The 14,386-nt window shown below is 67.8% G+C and carries 13 protein-coding genes; 6 read left to right on the forward strand and 7 right to left on the reverse strand.

Features of this window, described 5'->3' with window-relative positions; all coding sequences use genetic code 11:
* Nucleotides 1-101 precede the first annotated feature (101 nt).
* From pepQ to rph, 7 genes are all read right to left on the reverse strand, one after another.
* Nucleotides 102-1,433, reverse strand: coding sequence for a Xaa-Pro dipeptidase (gene pepQ, locus TEP_RS03600; protein WP_132824298.1), 1,332 nt, complete (start codon nt 1,431-1,433; stop codon nt 102-104).
* 75 nt (nt 1,434-1,508) lie between these two features.
* Nucleotides 1,509-1,883 (reverse strand): PilZ domain-containing protein, encoded by a 375-nt coding sequence (locus tag TEP_RS03605; RefSeq protein WP_025874204.1) that lies wholly within the window; start codon nt 1,881-1,883, stop codon nt 1,509-1,511.
* On the reverse strand, nt 1,880-4,156 hold the full coding sequence (locus TEP_RS03610) for a DUF1631 family protein (protein ID WP_132824299.1): 2,277 nt from the start codon (nt 4,154-4,156) through the stop codon (nt 1,880-1,882). The genes TEP_RS03605 and TEP_RS03610 overlap by 4 nt, the downstream gene beginning before the upstream one ends.
* A 119-nt stretch (nt 4,157-4,275) precedes the next feature.
* On the reverse strand, nt 4,276-5,502 hold the full coding sequence (hemW, locus tag TEP_RS03615; RefSeq protein ID WP_165933886.1) for a radical SAM family heme chaperone HemW: 1,227 nt from the start codon (nt 5,500-5,502) through the stop codon (nt 4,276-4,278).
* Between the two features lie 58 nt (nt 5,503-5,560).
* Nucleotides 5,561-6,157: an RdgB/HAM1 family non-canonical purine NTP pyrophosphatase gene (gene rdgB / locus TEP_RS03620; protein WP_132824300.1), complete on the reverse strand. Its 597-nt coding sequence runs from the start codon at nt 6,155-6,157 to the stop codon at nt 5,561-5,563.
* Nucleotides 6,157-6,543, reverse strand: a complete 387-nt coding sequence (locus tag TEP_RS03625; RefSeq protein ID WP_132824301.1) for a VOC family protein — start codon at nt 6,541-6,543, stop codon at nt 6,157-6,159. The genes rdgB and TEP_RS03625 overlap by 1 nt, the downstream gene beginning before the upstream one ends.
* Nucleotides 6,540-7,265 carry a ribonuclease PH gene (gene rph / locus TEP_RS03630; protein ID WP_132824302.1) on the reverse strand — a complete coding sequence of 242 codons (726 nt, stop codon included), beginning with the start codon at nt 7,263-7,265 and terminating at the stop codon, nt 6,540-6,542. The genes TEP_RS03625 and rph overlap by 4 nt, the downstream gene beginning before the upstream one ends.
* 122 nt (nt 7,266-7,387) lie before the next feature.
* Here rph and TEP_RS03635 point away from each other — a divergent pair, with 122 nt between their 5' ends.
* The 6 genes from TEP_RS03635 to recG all read left to right on the forward strand — a co-directional run bounded on the left by TEP_RS03635 (nt 7,388) and on the right by recG (nt 14,240).
* Entirely contained in the window at nt 7,388-8,248 is an 861-nt protein-coding gene (locus TEP_RS03635; RefSeq protein ID WP_032976986.1) for a YicC/YloC family endoribonuclease, read from the forward strand.
* The gene (gmk, locus tag TEP_RS03640; protein WP_032976987.1) at nt 8,245-8,907 is read left to right on the forward strand and encodes a guanylate kinase; all 663 of its coding nucleotides are present in this window, start codon (nt 8,245-8,247) and stop codon (nt 8,905-8,907) included. The genes TEP_RS03635 and gmk overlap by 4 nt, the downstream gene beginning before the upstream one ends.
* Before the next feature lie 110 nt (nt 8,908-9,017).
* Entirely contained in the window at nt 9,018-9,317 is a 300-nt protein-coding gene (rpoZ, locus tag TEP_RS03645; protein ID WP_049469622.1) for a DNA-directed RNA polymerase subunit omega, read from the forward strand.
* Between the two features lie 106 nt (nt 9,318-9,423).
* On the forward strand, nt 9,424-11,586 hold the full coding sequence (locus TEP_RS03650; RefSeq protein WP_025874213.1) for a bifunctional (p)ppGpp synthetase/guanosine-3',5'-bis(diphosphate) 3'-pyrophosphohydrolase: 2,163 nt from the start codon (nt 9,424-9,426) through the stop codon (nt 11,584-11,586).
* Nucleotides 11,587-11,734: 148 nt separating this feature from the next.
* Nucleotides 11,735-12,121: a RidA family protein gene (locus TEP_RS03655; protein WP_046987316.1), complete on the forward strand. Its 387-nt coding sequence runs from the start codon at nt 11,735-11,737 to the stop codon at nt 12,119-12,121.
* Between the two features lie 7 nt (nt 12,122-12,128).
* Nucleotides 12,129-14,240 (forward strand): ATP-dependent DNA helicase RecG, encoded by a 2,112-nt coding sequence (recG, locus tag TEP_RS03660; protein ID WP_132824303.1) that lies wholly within the window; start codon nt 12,129-12,131, stop codon nt 14,238-14,240.
* Nucleotides 14,241-14,386 lie beyond the last annotated feature (146 nt).

The following is a 14,386-nucleotide window of genomic DNA, read 5'->3' on the forward strand; positions in this document are numbered from 1 at the left end:
GGCGCCATCGAGCTTACANGGACGTACTTGCAGCGTCCCCTGCATGGCCCACCCGCTCCGCCAAGCGCGGCTTTTGCTCTAAGCGTCAGACCACGAGGGGCTCAGCCGTTGGCCGCCGCAAACACCGGCCGCGTCAGGTTGTCCGCCTCGCCATCAGTGCACAGCACTTCGTCTTCAATGCGGATGCCGCCGTACGGACGGAAGAAGTCCACACGCTCCCAGCTGATCGCATCGCCATGACCGGCGGCCTTCACTTCGTTCAACAGCATGTCGATGAAGTACAGGCCCGGCTCGATCGTCACCACCATGCCCGGCTCCAGCACGCGGGTCAGGCGCAGGTACGGATGGCCGGCAGGACGCTCGATGCGGCCGCCTTCATCGCTGGCCGCGAAACCGGCCACGTCATGCACCTGCAGGCCGATCAGGTGGCCGATGCCGTGCGGGAAGAACGCGGCGCTGACGCCGGTTTCCAGCGCGGTCTGCGGCGACACCTTGATCACGCCGAAGTCCTTCAGCACGCCCATCAGCGACAGGTGCGCATCCACGTGCAGCTGCTTGTAGTCGAAGCCCGGGCGCACGGCCGCGCACATCGTCTGCTGCGCGGCATCGACCGCGTCGATCATCGCCGCGAACTCGTCATGGCCGGCGGCGGCGTAGGTGCGGGTGATGTCGCTGGCATAGCCGTGCGCGCTGGCGCCGGCATCGATCAGGAAGCTGCGCAGCGGTTGCGGCGCCTTGCGGCCCAGTTCGGTGTAATGCAGCACCGCCGCATGCTCGTTCAAGGCCACGATGTTGCCGTACGGCAGTTCGGTGGCGTCCTGGCCCACGGCCTGGCAGTACGCCATGTGGATGCTGAACTCGTCGGCGCCGTTGCGGAACGCCGCTTCGGCCGCGCGATGGCCGCGCACGCCCAGCACCTGCGCCTGGCGCATCAGGGCGATTTCGTACGGCGTCTTGCTGCCGCGGTGCCATTCCAGGTAGTTCACCACCGGCGCCGGATTGTTGGGCACATACGCGCCCAGCGCACTCTGCGGCTCACCCAGGATCGCGCAGCGCGCCGGGTCGGGCGGCAGCAGTGCCAGCGCCTCGTCCGGCGTGCGGATGATGTGGATGTCGAAGTGCTCGACCCACCAGCCGCTCGGTGCATCCGGCACCACATGCCAGTAGTCGAACGGCTGGTGGAAGATCACCGCCGGACGCTTGCCCGGGGTGAACACGATCCAGCTGTTGGGTACACGAGTCAGCGGCAGCCAGGCCTTGAACTGCGGGTTGACCGCGTACGGATAGTCACGATCGTCGAAGACCTGGTAGTGCAGGGTGCCGCTGGGCACCACCAGGTGGTCGAAGCCGCCGCGTGCCAGCGCCTGCTCGGCGCGTCGGCACAGCACGGCCAGGTGGTCGGGATACAGGGCGCCGGGGTCTTGCTGGGTCATTGCGGTGGCTCGACACGGAAAACGGCCCTAGATTCTGCCGGATACCGACGCAATCCGCTGTGCCGGAACCGGCACTCAGCCCGTCGAAACCGGTGCCTCGTCGCTGTCTTCGCCGATCCACCGGCGCAGCAGCTGCCGATGCTCGCGTGACAGGGTCAGGAAGCGGAAGCCTGCCCAGCTCTGGCCGGGGGCATGCGCCGGTTCGCTCCACAGCAGATGTACGCCGACGTCGATCCACTCGCTGCGGCCATCGGCCAATGGCAGCGGGAAGCGCAGCTGATACAGCGCATCGTCGCGCAGCGCGGCGCTGGCCAGCATCAGCATGCCGGTCTCGGACACGTTGCCAAGCCGGCCGACCACGCTGTCGCGCATCTGGTCGGTCACCGGTACCAGATCGGACACCTGCCGGCGCGGCGCGCGGCGGGTATCAACGGGCGGTTGCGTACTCATGCGTTGGGCTCCTGCGGGCGACGTCCGGCCAGCGTGCGCAGTGCGCTCAGGCTGGCCTGCCAGGCGCGGTCGACCAGACGGCCCTTGTCTTCGGTGACCAGCTGCGCGCGTCCGGCGGCCATCTGCCGGGCGAGTGCATCCAGGGTGGTTTCGCCGATCTTCTGCCCACGCGCGTTGACCAACAGCACATGGCCGGTCAGCAGGCTGTACCAGGACAGGCGCTGGCGGCGCAGCGCGCCTTCGCCATCGTCGATATCGAACCAGCTGCCGAAGGGCAGCGCGCACAGCTGCTGGTAACTGGCTTCCTCGGCCTCGCTGCGTGGTGCCGCATCGCTTGCCAGGGCCTGTGCGCCGGTGTGTTCGCCCAGTCGTGCACGGGCCTTCAGGCGTGCGCTGAGCTCGGTGCGCGAGGTGCTTTCGTCTTCGCCACCCGGTGTGGACAGGCGGCGCGCGACGGCAGCGGCCTCCTCGGCGTGGTAGCCGACCTGCAGCAGGGCCGATTCAACCTCGGCAGCCAGCGCAGCGTCGGTCGCGCTGGTTTCGCTGGCGGCCTCGGCAGTGATCGCCGCGATGCGTTCGGTCTGCTGCAGGCGTTCCTGCCATTGCGGCGAATCATCGCCGTGGCGCAGGCGGGTCAGCGTCAATGCATCTGCCCATGCCTGGCGCAGCAGTGTCTGCACGAAGCGCGGCGGCTGCTGGGTATCGCAGCACTGGTCGATCTGCGCATTGGCCTGGCGTCGCGCAAGTTCCAGCCGCTCCTTGCCGCGTGCGGCTTCCACGTGACGGCGCTCGGCCAGTTCGGCACGGTGCGCGGCCGCACGCTGGTGCTGCTGTATCTCTTCGTTGGCGGCGGCAAAGGCCTCGGGCGTGCGTGCATCCTGGCCGAGCAGGCCCTGCACGCTCTGCGCCAGCCGTTGCAGCAGCTGCGGATCGACATCGTCATCGCCGAGCCAGCTGGCGCCGGCTTCAGCGACATGGTTGAGCAGTTCGCGCGCCGGATGTTCGTCGCGCACGAAGAACCCCGGGTCGGCCATCGCTGCGCGCGCCAGCGGTACCTGCAGGCGCGCGAGCAGCGCGGCCGGCACCGGGTCCGGTCGTTGCTGCTGCTGCACCTGCTGCAGCAGCAGGCGCAGCAGATCGAGATTGTCGCGGTCGTGGCTGCCAAGGCTTGCCTGCGCGCCATGCTCGCTGCGCAGCTGGGCCACCACGGCGGCCTGCAGATCGGTCATGGCGCTGGCGGCGCTGGCCTGGCCCTGCAGGCGCGCCAGCACGGCATCGACCGCTGCACTGGGCAGGGCCGCCGGATCCGCCGCTGGCTGCGGGGTCTGCCGCGCCTGTTGCAGCATCTCGTGCAGCACGCTGCTGGCCGGTACCGTCATGCCGGCCGACGCACCGGGCGCAGCCGCGTCGGCGAAGGCGTCCTGCATCAACGTCGACCATGAGCCGGGCGGTGCCGAGCCACCCCAGCCGGTCATCGGCGTGGGCACACGCGGAGACGGGCGCCCGCTGCGTCCACTGCCGACCGACTGGGTGATGATCCGGCGGGTGCTCGAAGAACGTGCCAGGTATGGGGTGTAGACCAGGCCCGGCAGGATGCCGTGCTGTGCCAGCAGCGCATTGGCGCGGTCGAGCACATCGCCCAGCCGCTCCAGCACCTGCCGCTCGAAGCTGCGGTACAGCGCCATCTGCACGTCGGCGCTGAGGGCATCCTGTTCGGCCAGCCTGCGCACCATCGCGCACAGGGCCTGCGGGGCCAGCGGCAGGGTATCGGCTTCGAAGGCCGGTGCGCCGGCGACAACGCCCAGGCGCTGGCCGAGCAGGTTCAGGGCGTTGGCCGATCGCAGGGTTTCCCGGCGCACCATTTCGGTCAGCAGCAGATCGCGGTCGACTTCATGCTCGGCGACCAGGCTCAACCCCAGCATGCCGGGCAAGGGCGGTGGGGTGGCGGCGGCCACTACCGGGGCGATCGGTTCACGCAGCCGCGCAAGCGCATCGGCCAGTGCATCGAGCATGCGGTCGCTGAAGTGGCCGGCGAACGCATGCAGCTGGCCGCGCTGTGCCAGCAGGTCGGCCTGCTGTTGCGGGTTGCGGGCATGGTCGGCGTCATGCAGCAGGGTCTGCTCCAGCGCTTCCACGGTCAGGATCAGCGGTGCCGTCAGGGCTTGGTGGCACAGGCCGATCAGCGCGCCCAGCAACTCGCGCACGCGCGGCGGCAGGTCGGCTGCGGCCAGGCGGGCAGTGTCGGCACTGGAAAGGGAAAAGACAGCAGACATCGGCGAGGGGTTCCGGATTCCCGCGGATCGATCTTGGAATCTACCGTGTCGGCTGGTGAAGACGCTACTTTGGCGATGGATCCATTCAGGGCCGCCTGCGATGGCGGCGCCGCAGCAGATCAATCTTCCAGGAACAGGCTGACCACATCGTTGGTGAAGCGCCGGCCGAGCTCGGTTGGCTGCACGTGCCCGTCTGCCACCACCAGCCATCCGCGCTGCACCGCTTCGGCCAATGGAACGTCCAGCACGCTGCGGGCCAGGCCGGTCCGCGATTCGAAGTCGCGCAGGCTGAAACCTTCGTGCAGGCGCAGCAGGTTGAGCATGTACTCGAACGGCAGGCGATCGGCGGCGATCACTTCGTCGCCGCCGAACGATGCGGCCGTGCCTGCGGTATCCATGAACGTCTGCGGGTGCTTGTGCTTCCAGCGCCGCAGCACGTGCTCCTCGGCGCCGGAACTGATCTTGCCGTGTGCGCCGGCGCCAATGCCGAGGTAGTCACCGAAACGCCAGTAATTCAGGTTGTGCGCGCTCTGCCGGCCGGGGCGGGCATAGGCACTCACCTCGTACTGGCCGAAACCGGCCTGCGCCAGCAGCGCCTGGCAGTGTTCCTGCATGTCCCAGGCATTGTCTTCATCGGGGATGCCCTGCGGCGGCCGCGCGAAGAACACGGTGTTCGGTTCCAGGGTCAGCTGGTAGTGCGAGATGTGGGCCGGCTGCAACGCGAACGCGCGTTCCAGGTCGGCCTCGGCACCAGCCAGGGTCTGCTCCGGCAGGGCGTACATCAGGTCGATGTTGAAGTTGTCATAGCCCGCGTCCTGCGCCATTTTCACTGCGCGCTCGGCCTCGCCACTGTCGTGGATGCGGCCCAGTCGTTTCAGCGCGGCATCATCAAAACTCTGGATGCCGAAGCTGAGGCGGTTGACCCCGGCCGCGCGGTAACGATCAAAGCGACCGTGCTCGGCGGTGCCCGGGTTGGTTTCCAGAGTGATCTCGGCATTCGGTGCAAAGCGCAGGCGGGCACTGGCCTGCTGCAGGAAGCGGTCGATCGCCTCGGGCGGGAACAGGCTGGGCGTGCCCCCCCCGAAGAACACGCTGCTGACCACCCGGCCCCAGACCAGCGGCAGGTCCTGGTCGAGGTCGCGCACCAGCGCATCGATGTAGGCATCGAAAGGCAGTTCGCCCTTGGCCTGGTGCGAGTTGAAGTCGCAGTACGGGCACTTGCGCACGCACCACGGCAGATGCACGTACAGCGCCAGCGGCGGTGGCACCAGACGCGGTGGTGCGTCGTGGTCGCAGGCTTCGCCGGGCGGGTGGTTGCAGTGGTCGTGGGCGTGATCGTGCGGCATGGTGGTCATCGGTAGCGCTGGCCGCTGGCCGGCTTCCCTGTGTCGATCCGGTGGGGTATCAGAGCCAGGACGCGAGCTGCTGCTTGAGCTGCTGCAGGGCGATGGCACGATGGCTGATGGCGTTTTTCAACGCCGGTTCCATTTCCGCAGCAGTCAGGCCGTGGGTGGTGTCCAGGAACACCGGGTTGTAGCCGAATCCATTGGTACCGCGAAGTTCGCGGATGATCTGACCTTCCCAGCGACCTTCGCAGATCAGCGGCTGCGGGTCGGTGGCATGGCGCAGCAGCACGATCACGGCGTAGAAGCGGGCGCTGCGCTGGCCATCGGCGATGTCGGCCATCGCGTCCAGCAGCTTGGCATTGTTGGCCGCCGCATTGGTCGGGTGACCGGCATAGCGCGCGCTGTACAGGCCCGGTGCACCGCCGAGGGCATCGACGATCAGGCCCGAATCATCGGCCAGCGCCGGCAGGCCGGTCGCTTCGCAGGCCGCGCGCGCCTTCAGCAGTGCGTTCTCGACGAAGGTCAGGCCGGTCTCTTCCACATCGCCCAGGCCCAGTTCGGCGGCCGAGGTGATCTGCAGCGGCAGGTCGGCTAGGATTTCCTGCATTTCCACCAGCTTGCCAGCGTTGTGGCTGGCCAGGACAAGCTTCTTCATCAGCGGGGCTCCAACAGGTCCCAGGTGTTGCCGTACAGGTCGCGGAACACCGCAACCGTGGCGTAGGGTTCTTCGCGCGGCTCTTCCAGGAACTGCACACCGGCAGCCAGCATCGCCGCGTGGTCGCGGCGGAAGTCATCGGTATTGAGGAAGAAGCCGACGCGGCCACCGGTCTGGTTGCCGATGCGGCTGCGCTGCTCGTCGTCGCTGGCGCGGGCCAGCAGCAGGGCGGCGGCGCTGCCATCGGTCGGGCCGACCACCACCCAGCGCTTGCTGCCCTGGTCGATGTCGTCCAGCAGATGGAAACCGAGCTTGCCGGTGTACCAGGCGATGGCCTCGTCATAGTCGGCCACCACCAGGGTGGTCAGGGCAATGCGCCGGTTCATGCCGACAGCGCTGCCTGCTGCGCGGCCAGCAGCTCGGTCACGCCCTTCTCGGCCAGGCCCAGCAGGGCATCGAGCTCGTCACGGCGGAAGGCATGGCCTTCGGCGGTGCCCTGCAGTTCGATGAAACCGCCGCCGTCGTTCATCACCACGTTCATGTCGGTGTCGCAGTCGCTGTCTTCGGCGTAGTCCAGGTCCAGCACCGGGGCGCCGCGGTAGACGCCGACCGATACCGCCGCCACCGCGCCGAGGATCGGATTGCGCTTGATGTCGCCGCGCTTCATCAGCACGTTCACCGCATCGACCAGGGCCACGTAGGCGCCGGTGATGGCCGCAGTGCGGGTGCCGCCGTCGGCCTGCAGCACGTCGCAGTCCAGGGTGATGGTGCGTTCGCCCAGTGCGTTGCGGTCCACGCAGGCGCGCAGGCTGCGGCCGATCAGGCGCTGGATCTCCAGCGTGCGGCCGCCCTGCTTGCCGCGTGCGGCTTCGCGGTCGCTGCGGGTGTGGGTCGCGCGCGGCAGCATGCCGTACTCGGCGGTCACCCAGCCTTCGCCCTTGCCACGCAGGAAGCCCGGCACCCGGTTCTCGATGCTGGCCGTGCACAGCACGCGGGTTTCACCGAAGCAGACCAGCACCGAACCTTCGGCGTGGCGGGTGAAACCGCGCTGGATGACGACCGGGCGCAGCTGATCGGGCTGACGGCCACTGGGGCGGAAATCGGACATGGGGCAGGTTCCGTAGGGAAAGGGAGTACGCCACCATCCCCGCGGCCTTCACGGGGCGGGGAAAGGGGCTCAAAAGAGACCGCTAGGGTACCATTCCCCCTTTGCAAGCACCGGATACATCCATGATTCGAAGCATGACGGCCTATGCCGGCGGCGAGCGCTCCACCCCGTGGGGAACGCTGGGCTGCGAGCTGCGCTCGGTCAACCACCGCTTCCTGGAAGTGGGCACGCGCCTGCCCGAGGAACTGCGCGCATTGGAACCGCAGCTGCGCGAACGCATTTCCGCGCGCCTGAGCCGTGGCAAGCTGGATCTGGTGATGCGCCTGCGCGCGCCGGACTCGGCCGCCAGCCTGCAGGTCAACGAGGTGCTGCTGGGCCAGCTGGGCCAGCTGGCGCACCGGCTGACCTCCGATTTCCCCAACCTGCAGGTCAGCTTCACCGACCTGCTGCAGCTGCCGGGCGTCACCCAGGGTGAGGCCACCGATGCGGCAGCCCTGCAGATTGAAGCACTGGCGCTGCTGGACCAGGTGCTGGAGGGCTTCATCGCCGCCCGCGAGCGTGAAGGCAATACGCTGGCCACCGCCATCGCCGAGCGCGTGGATGCCATCGAGCGCATCGCCGCCGAGGTGCGCACGCTGATTCCGGCCATTCGCGACGGCCAGCGCACCAAGCTCGCTGCCCGCCTGGCGGACCTGCCACACCCGGTTGATCCGGGCCGCGCCGAGCAGGAACTGGTGATGTGGCTGCAGAAGCTGGACGTGGACGAGGAGCTGGATCGCCTGTCCAGCCATATCGTCGAGATCCGCCGCGTGCTCAAGCAGCGTGAACCGGTCGGCCGCCGCCTGGACTTCCTGCTGCAGGAGTTCAACCGCGAGGCCAACACGCTGGGCTCCAAGTCGGTGGACAGCCGCACGTCCAACGCCGCCGTCGAGCTGAAGGTGCTGATCGACCAGATCCGCGAGCAGGTGCAGAACATCGAATGAGCATTTCCACGCCCCCGGCCGCGATCGCACGCGGCACGCTGTACATCGTTGCCGCCCCCTCCGGCGCCGGCAAGAGCAGCATCGTCAACGCCACCCTGGCGCGCGACCCTCAGATCGCCCTGTCGATCTCGTTCACCTCGCGTGCCATGCGCCCGGGTGAAGTGAACGGCCAGCACTACCACTTCGTCAGCGCCGAGAAGTTCGAGGAAATGATCGCCGCCGGCGATTTCTTCGAACACGCCTGGGTGCATGGTGACTGGAAGGGCACCGCCCGCCAGTCGGTGGAGCCGCAGCTGGCGGCCGGCCAGGACGTGCTGCTGGAAATCGACTGGCAGGGTGCGCAGCAGGTGCGCCAGCTGGTGCCGGGCACGGTGACGGTGTTCATCCTGCCGCCATCCAAGCAGGCCCTGCAGGACCGCATGCGCAAGCGCGGCCAGGACAGCGAGGCGGTCATCGCCCAGCGCCTGGGCGCGGCCCGCGATGAAATGCTGCACTTCAACGAATTCGACTACGTCATCGTCAACGAAGTGTTCGATACCGCCGTGGACGAACTGTGCGCGATCTTCACCGCCAGCCGCCTGCGCCGGGACGCCCAGAAGGTCCGCCATGCCGGCCTGATCCAGGCCCTGTTGACCCCGGATGCGGGTTCAACTGATTGATTCCTAAAGGGTCCGGTGGGGGCTGGCTTGATTTTGTCCAGCCCCTGCCAGTACACTCCGTCCCCTTTCCCTCATTCGACTGAGCGGCCGACCGGTCGCCGGGAGCCCGTATGGCCCGCATTACCGTAGAAGATTGCCTGGAAGTCGTTAACAACCGTTTCGAGCTGGTGATGATGGCCTCCAAGCGCGCCCGTCAGCTCGCCAATGGCGTGCAGGCCACGCTGGACAACAGCGAGAGCGAGGACAAGCCGACCGTGCTGGCGCTGCGCGAAATCGCTGCCCGCAAGATCGACAACGCGCTGATCGACGAAGTCGAGAAGGCCGAGCGTGAGCGCGCCGAGCGCGAAGCGCTGGAGTGGGCCGCCGCCGAAGTGGTCGCCGACGAAGACATGTCCAAGAACGACGATTGATCGCATCGATCAACGTCATTGCTGGATACGCCGAACAGCCCGCCCCGTGCGGGCTGTTTCGCATTCAGGGTTTGCCGTAAACGTCGCGCTGGCATAGGCTTTGGCCATGAACCCAGGCCCCACTGCCAAGGTCGCCGCAGTCCCCGCTGCCGCCGTACCCGATTACGTCCTCCAGCTCGAACGCGCCGCCCACTACCTGCCGCCCGAGCAGCTGCCGCTGCTGCGCCGTGCGTGGGAAGTCGGTGCCTCCGCGCACGCTGGGCAGACGCGCAAGTCGGGCGAGCCCTACATCACCCATCCGGTGGCCGTGGCCCAGGTGCTGGCCGAGCTCGGCCTGGACGTGGAAGCGCTGATCGCCGCGATCCTGCACGACACCATCGAAGACACCCCGCTGACCCGCGAGGCCCTGTCGGCCGAGTTCGGCGAAGCCGTGGCCGAACTGGTGGACGGCGTCACCAAGCTGGACAAGCTGAAGTTCCGCGACCGCCAGGAAGCGGCCGCCGAGAGCTTCCGCAAGATGCTGCTGGCGATGTCGCGCGACCTGCGCGTGATCATGATCAAGCTGGCCGACCGCCTGCACAACATGCGCACGCTGGGCGCGCAGAGCCGCGAAGCGCGTGGCCGCATCGCCCGCGAGACGTTGGAGATCTACGCCCCGATCGCGCAGCGGCTGGGCATGAGCCTGGTCAAGAGCGAACTGCAGAACCTTGGCTTCAAGGCGCTGTACCCGTGGCGCCACGCGATCCTGGAAAAGCACATCCGCAGCCAGCCGGTCGTGCGCCGCGAGGCGCTGGCGCAGGTGGAAGTGCAGCTGTCGCAGCGCTTGGCCAAGGAGGGCATCGAGCACCGCCTGGTCAGCCGCATCAAGACCCCGTGGAGCATCTACAACAAGATGCGCGACGAGAACAAATCCTTCGACCAGGTGATGGACGTGTTCGGCTTCCGCCTGGTGGTGCGCGGCGTGCCGCAGTGCTACCACTCGCTGGGCGCGGTGCATGCCGCGTTCAAGCCGCTGGATGGGCGCTTCCGCGATTTCATCGCCATTCCCAAGGCCAACGGCTACCAGTCGCTGCACACGGTGCTGTTCGGCCCGTATGGTTCGCCGATCGAGGTGCAGATCCGCACCGAGGAAATGGACCTGATCGCCGAGCGCGGCGTGGCTGCGCACTGGACCTACAAGTTCGGCGGTGATTCGCCCAACAGCGCGCAGAGCCGCGCCCACGCCTGGATCGTCGAACTGATCGATTCGCAGCGGGCCGCCGGTTCGTCGCTGGAGTTCCTCGACAACGTCAAGGTCGACCTGTTCCCGGACGAGGTCTACCTGTTTACCCCGAAGGGCAAGATCCTGGCCCTGCCGCGCAATTCCACCGCGCTCGACTTCGCCTACGCCGTGCATACCGACGTCGGCAACATGGCCGTGGCCTCGCGCGTGGACAAGAAACTGGTGCCACTGCGCACCAAGCTGGTGTCCGGGCAGTCGGTGGAGATCATCACCGCGCGCTCGGCCACGCCCAAGCCGCAGTGGCTCGAATTCGTGGTGACCAGCAAGGCGCGCACCGCCATCCGCCACCAGCTCAAGCAGCTGGAGCACGAAGACGCCGTGCAGCTGGGGCACCGCATGCTCGACCGCGCGCTGGAAGCGATGGACAGCTCGCTCGAGCGCCTGCCCAAGGGCCGCCTGGATGCCTTCCTGGCCGAACACCGGTTCCCGCGCCTGGAGGCCCTGCTGGCGGAAGTCGCGCTGGGCAACTGGATGCCGACCCAGGCCGCGCAGGCACTGATGGCCTACGCCGAACTGCGCGGCGGCGCGCATTCGCGCCACAGCTCGCAGGAGAAGATCCTGATCAACGGCAGCGAGCGTGGCGTGGTCACCTTCGCCGGCTGCTGCCAGCCCATTCCCGGCGACGACATCATGGGCTACCACACCGCCGGCAAGGGCATCGTGGTGCACCGCATGGATTGCCCGAACCTGGCCGAACTGCGCAAGTCGCCCGAGCGTTGGGTGCTGATCGGTTGGGATACCACCGTATCCGGCGACTACGACACTTCGCTGGTGGTGGAAGTGGAGAACGGCACCGGCGTGCTCGCACAGCTGGCCGCGGCGATCGCGCAGAGCCATTCCAACATCGAGCGCGTGGATTACCTGGACCGCGACTTCAACGCTGCAGTGCTGGCGTTCAACATCCAGGTGCGCGACCGCAACCATCTGGCCGAAGTGATGCGTCGCCTGCGCCGCCTGTCGGTCGTGCAGGCCGTTCGCCGCCAGTAGATCCACGCCATGCGTGGATGACGTTCCGCGCACACAACGCACGGGGTCGGATCCGTTTCCCGCCGGGAAACGGATCTGGCCCCAGCTGACGCTCGCCCCACCCGGTACAATCACCGCTCTGTTTTCCCCCAACGCACCGGAGCGATCCATGTCCCGCCAGATCATCAACACCGAAAAGGCCCCGGCCGCCATCGGCCCGTACTCGCAGGCCGTGCGCGCCGGCAACACCGTGTATTTCTCCGGCCAGATTCCGCTCGACCCGGCCACCGGCGACATCGTCGGCGCCGGCGACGTCGAAGCGCAGGCCCGTCGCGCCTTCGACAACCTCAAGGCCGTGGCCGAAGCCGCCGGCGGTTCGCTGGACAAGGTCGTGCGCCTGGGCCTGTACCTGACCGACCTGGCCGAATTCGCCAAGGTCAACGCGGTGATGCAGGACTATTTCCAGGCCCCGTTCCCGGCCCGTTCCACCATCGAAGTCTCCGGCCTGCCGAAGGGCGCCAACTTCGAGGTCGACGCGGTGATGGTCATCGACTGACCGCCACGTGGCACGCAAGGCGGCGGTCACCCCGGCACTGGCACCGTCCGGTGAAGCATCGCTTGCGATGCTCGCCGGCGTCGGGCCGGCCGTGGCCGCCAAGCTGCAGGCGCGTGGCCTGGCCACCCTGCAGGATCTCTGGCTGCACCTGCCGCTGCGCTATGAAGACCGCACCCGGCTGACCCGCATCGAAGACCTGCGCAACGGCATTCCGGCGCAGGTGGAAGTGCGGGTGGTGGCCGTCGAGCGCGGCATGCGCTACCGGCCGATGCTGAAAGTGGCGGTGGAGGATGAAGGGCAGGGCACCCTGGTGCTGCGCTTCTTCCATTTCCGCCAGCAGCAGGTCGGCCAGTTCGCGGTCGGCAACCGTCTGCGCTGCTTTGGTACGCCCAAACCGGGTCACCTCGGGTTGGAGATTGTCCATCCCAGTTACCAGGTACTGGGCCGCAACGATGACCCCGATCTCGGCGACCGCCTCGACCCGGTATATCCCACCGTCGAAGGCGTCGGCCCGATGACGATGCGCAAGCTGATCGGCCAGGCGCTTGATCGCCTGCCGGAAGAAAGCACGCTGGAACTGCTGCCGAGCGGCTGGGTCGAAGGCCTCGGCCTGCCATCGCTGCGTAGTGCGCTGCTGACCGTGCATCAACCACCGCCGGATGCAGACCTGGCCGCACTTGCCGCCGGTACCCATCCAGCGCAGCGCCGGCTGGCAATGGAAGAACTGCTGGCGCACCACCTCAGCCTGCGTCGCCAGCGCATTGCGCTGCAGGCGCATCACGCGCCGCCGCTGGCCGGTCCCGGCAAGCTGGCCAAGGCGTTGTTGAAGCAACTGCCGTTCGCCTTGACCGGCGCGCAGGCACGCGTGTTCAAGCAGATCCGCGAAGACCTTGCGCGCCCCAGCCCGATGCTGCGGCTGGTGCAGGGCGATGTCGGCTCGGGCAAGACCGTGGTGGCGGCATTGGCAGCGATGCTGGCGGTGGAGCAGGGCAAGCAGGTCGCACTGGCCGCCCCCACCGAGCTGCTGGCCGAACAGCATCTCAACAACCTGCGCGGCTGGCTGGAGCCGCTGGGCGTGCGCATCGCCTGGCTGGCCGGCAAGGTCACCGGCAAGGCGCGCGCAAAGGTGATGGAACAGGTTGCCAACGGCGAAGCGCAGGTGGTGGTGGGTACCCACGCACTGATGCAGGAGGCGGTGGTATTCCACGATCTGGCGCTGGCCATCGTCGATGAGCAGCACCGCTTCGGCGTGCACCAGCGCTTGGCGCTGCGCGACAAGGGCAAGGGCGGCAACAACGTGCCGCACCAGCTGGTGATGACCGCCACGCCGATTCCGCGCACGCTGGCGATGTCCGAATACGCCGACCTGGATGTATCGGCCATCGACGAACTGCCGCCGGGCCGCACGCCGGTGCAGACCGTGGCACTGAACAACGATCGCCGCCCCGAGCTGATCGAACGCATCGCCCTGGCCTGCCGCGAAGGGCGGCAGGTGTACTGGGTGTGCACGCTCATCGAAGAAAGCGAAGAACTGGATGCCACGCCGGCACAGGCCACCTACGAATCGCTGCAGGCGCTGCTGCCGGGCGTGCGCGTGGGGCTGGTGCATGGCCGGCTGAAAGCGGCCGAGAAGCTGGCGACGATGGTCGCGTTCAAGGCTGGCGACATCGACCTGCTGGTGGCCACCACCGTGATCGAAGTCGGCGTGGACGTGCCCAACGCCTCGCTGATGGTGATCGAGAATGCCGAGCGCCTGGGCCTGGCCCAGCTGCACCAGCTGCGCGGCCGCGTCGGCCGTGGGTCGGCGGTGTCGCGCTGCGTGCTGCTGTACCAGGCACCGCTTTCGCAGATGGCGCGCGAACGCCTGCAGACCATGCGCGAAACCAACGACGGTTTCGTCATTGCCGAGAAGGATCTGGAGCTGCGCGGGCCCGGCGAACTGCTGGGTACCCGGCAGACCGGCCTGGCCGGTTTCCGCATTGCCGATCTGGCCCGCGACGCCGGCCTGCTGCCGGGCGTGCATGCGCTGGCCGAACGCCTGCTGGCGCAGCAACCGGCGCTTGCAGATCGCGTGGTGCAGCGCTGGATCGGTACGGCCGTGCGCTACGCCTCGGCCTGACTGGCCGGTTGGGGTCGGATCCCTTTGCCGAGCAAAGGGCTCTGACCCCGCAAGGATCAGGACGTCCGCCGCGGACTGGTAGAGCCGAGCCCATGCTCGGCTGCTGTTCGCGCTGCGCGCGTGAGTCGAGCATGGCTCGACTCCAC

It is taken from the genome of Stenotrophomonas sp. TEPEL, from assembly GCF_004348785.1.
GTDB lineage: Bacteria > Pseudomonadota > Gammaproteobacteria > Xanthomonadales > Xanthomonadaceae > Stenotrophomonas > Stenotrophomonas indicatrix.

Bases quoted from the DNA above. Each gene is read 5' to 3' on its own strand.
- pepQ (WP_132824298.1), bottom strand. From the start codon at position 1,433: ATGACCCAGCAAGACCCCGGCGCCCTGTATCCCGACCACCTGGCCGTG.
- TEP_RS03605 (WP_025874204.1), bottom strand. From the start codon at position 1,883: ATGAGTACGCAACCGCCCGTTGATACCCGCCGCGCGCCGCGCCGGCAG.
- TEP_RS03610 (WP_132824299.1), bottom strand. From the start codon at position 4,156: ATGTCTGCTGTCTTTTCCCTTTCCAGTGCCGACACTGCCCGCCTGGCC.
- hemW (WP_165933886.1), bottom strand. From the start codon at position 5,502: ATGCCGCACGATCACGCCCACGACCACTGCAACCACCCGCCCGGCGAA.
- rdgB (WP_132824300.1), bottom strand. From the start codon at position 6,157: ATGAAGAAGCTTGTCCTGGCCAGCCACAACGCTGGCAAGCTGGTGGAA.
- TEP_RS03625 (WP_132824301.1), bottom strand. From the start codon at position 6,543: ATGAACCGGCGCATTGCCCTGACCACCCTGGTGGTGGCCGACTATGAC.
- rph (WP_132824302.1), bottom strand. From the start codon at position 7,265: ATGTCCGATTTCCGCCCCAGTGGCCGTCAGCCCGATCAGCTGCGCCCG.
- TEP_RS03635 (WP_032976986.1), top strand. From the start codon at position 7,388: ATGATTCGAAGCATGACGGCCTATGCCGGCGGCGAGCGCTCCACCCCG.
- gmk (WP_032976987.1), top strand. From the start codon at position 8,245: ATGAGCATTTCCACGCCCCCGGCCGCGATCGCACGCGGCACGCTGTAC.
- rpoZ (WP_049469622.1), top strand. From the start codon at position 9,018: ATGGCCCGCATTACCGTAGAAGATTGCCTGGAAGTCGTTAACAACCGT.
- TEP_RS03650 (WP_025874213.1), top strand. From the start codon at position 9,424: ATGAACCCAGGCCCCACTGCCAAGGTCGCCGCAGTCCCCGCTGCCGCC.
- TEP_RS03655 (WP_046987316.1), top strand. From the start codon at position 11,735: ATGTCCCGCCAGATCATCAACACCGAAAAGGCCCCGGCCGCCATCGGC.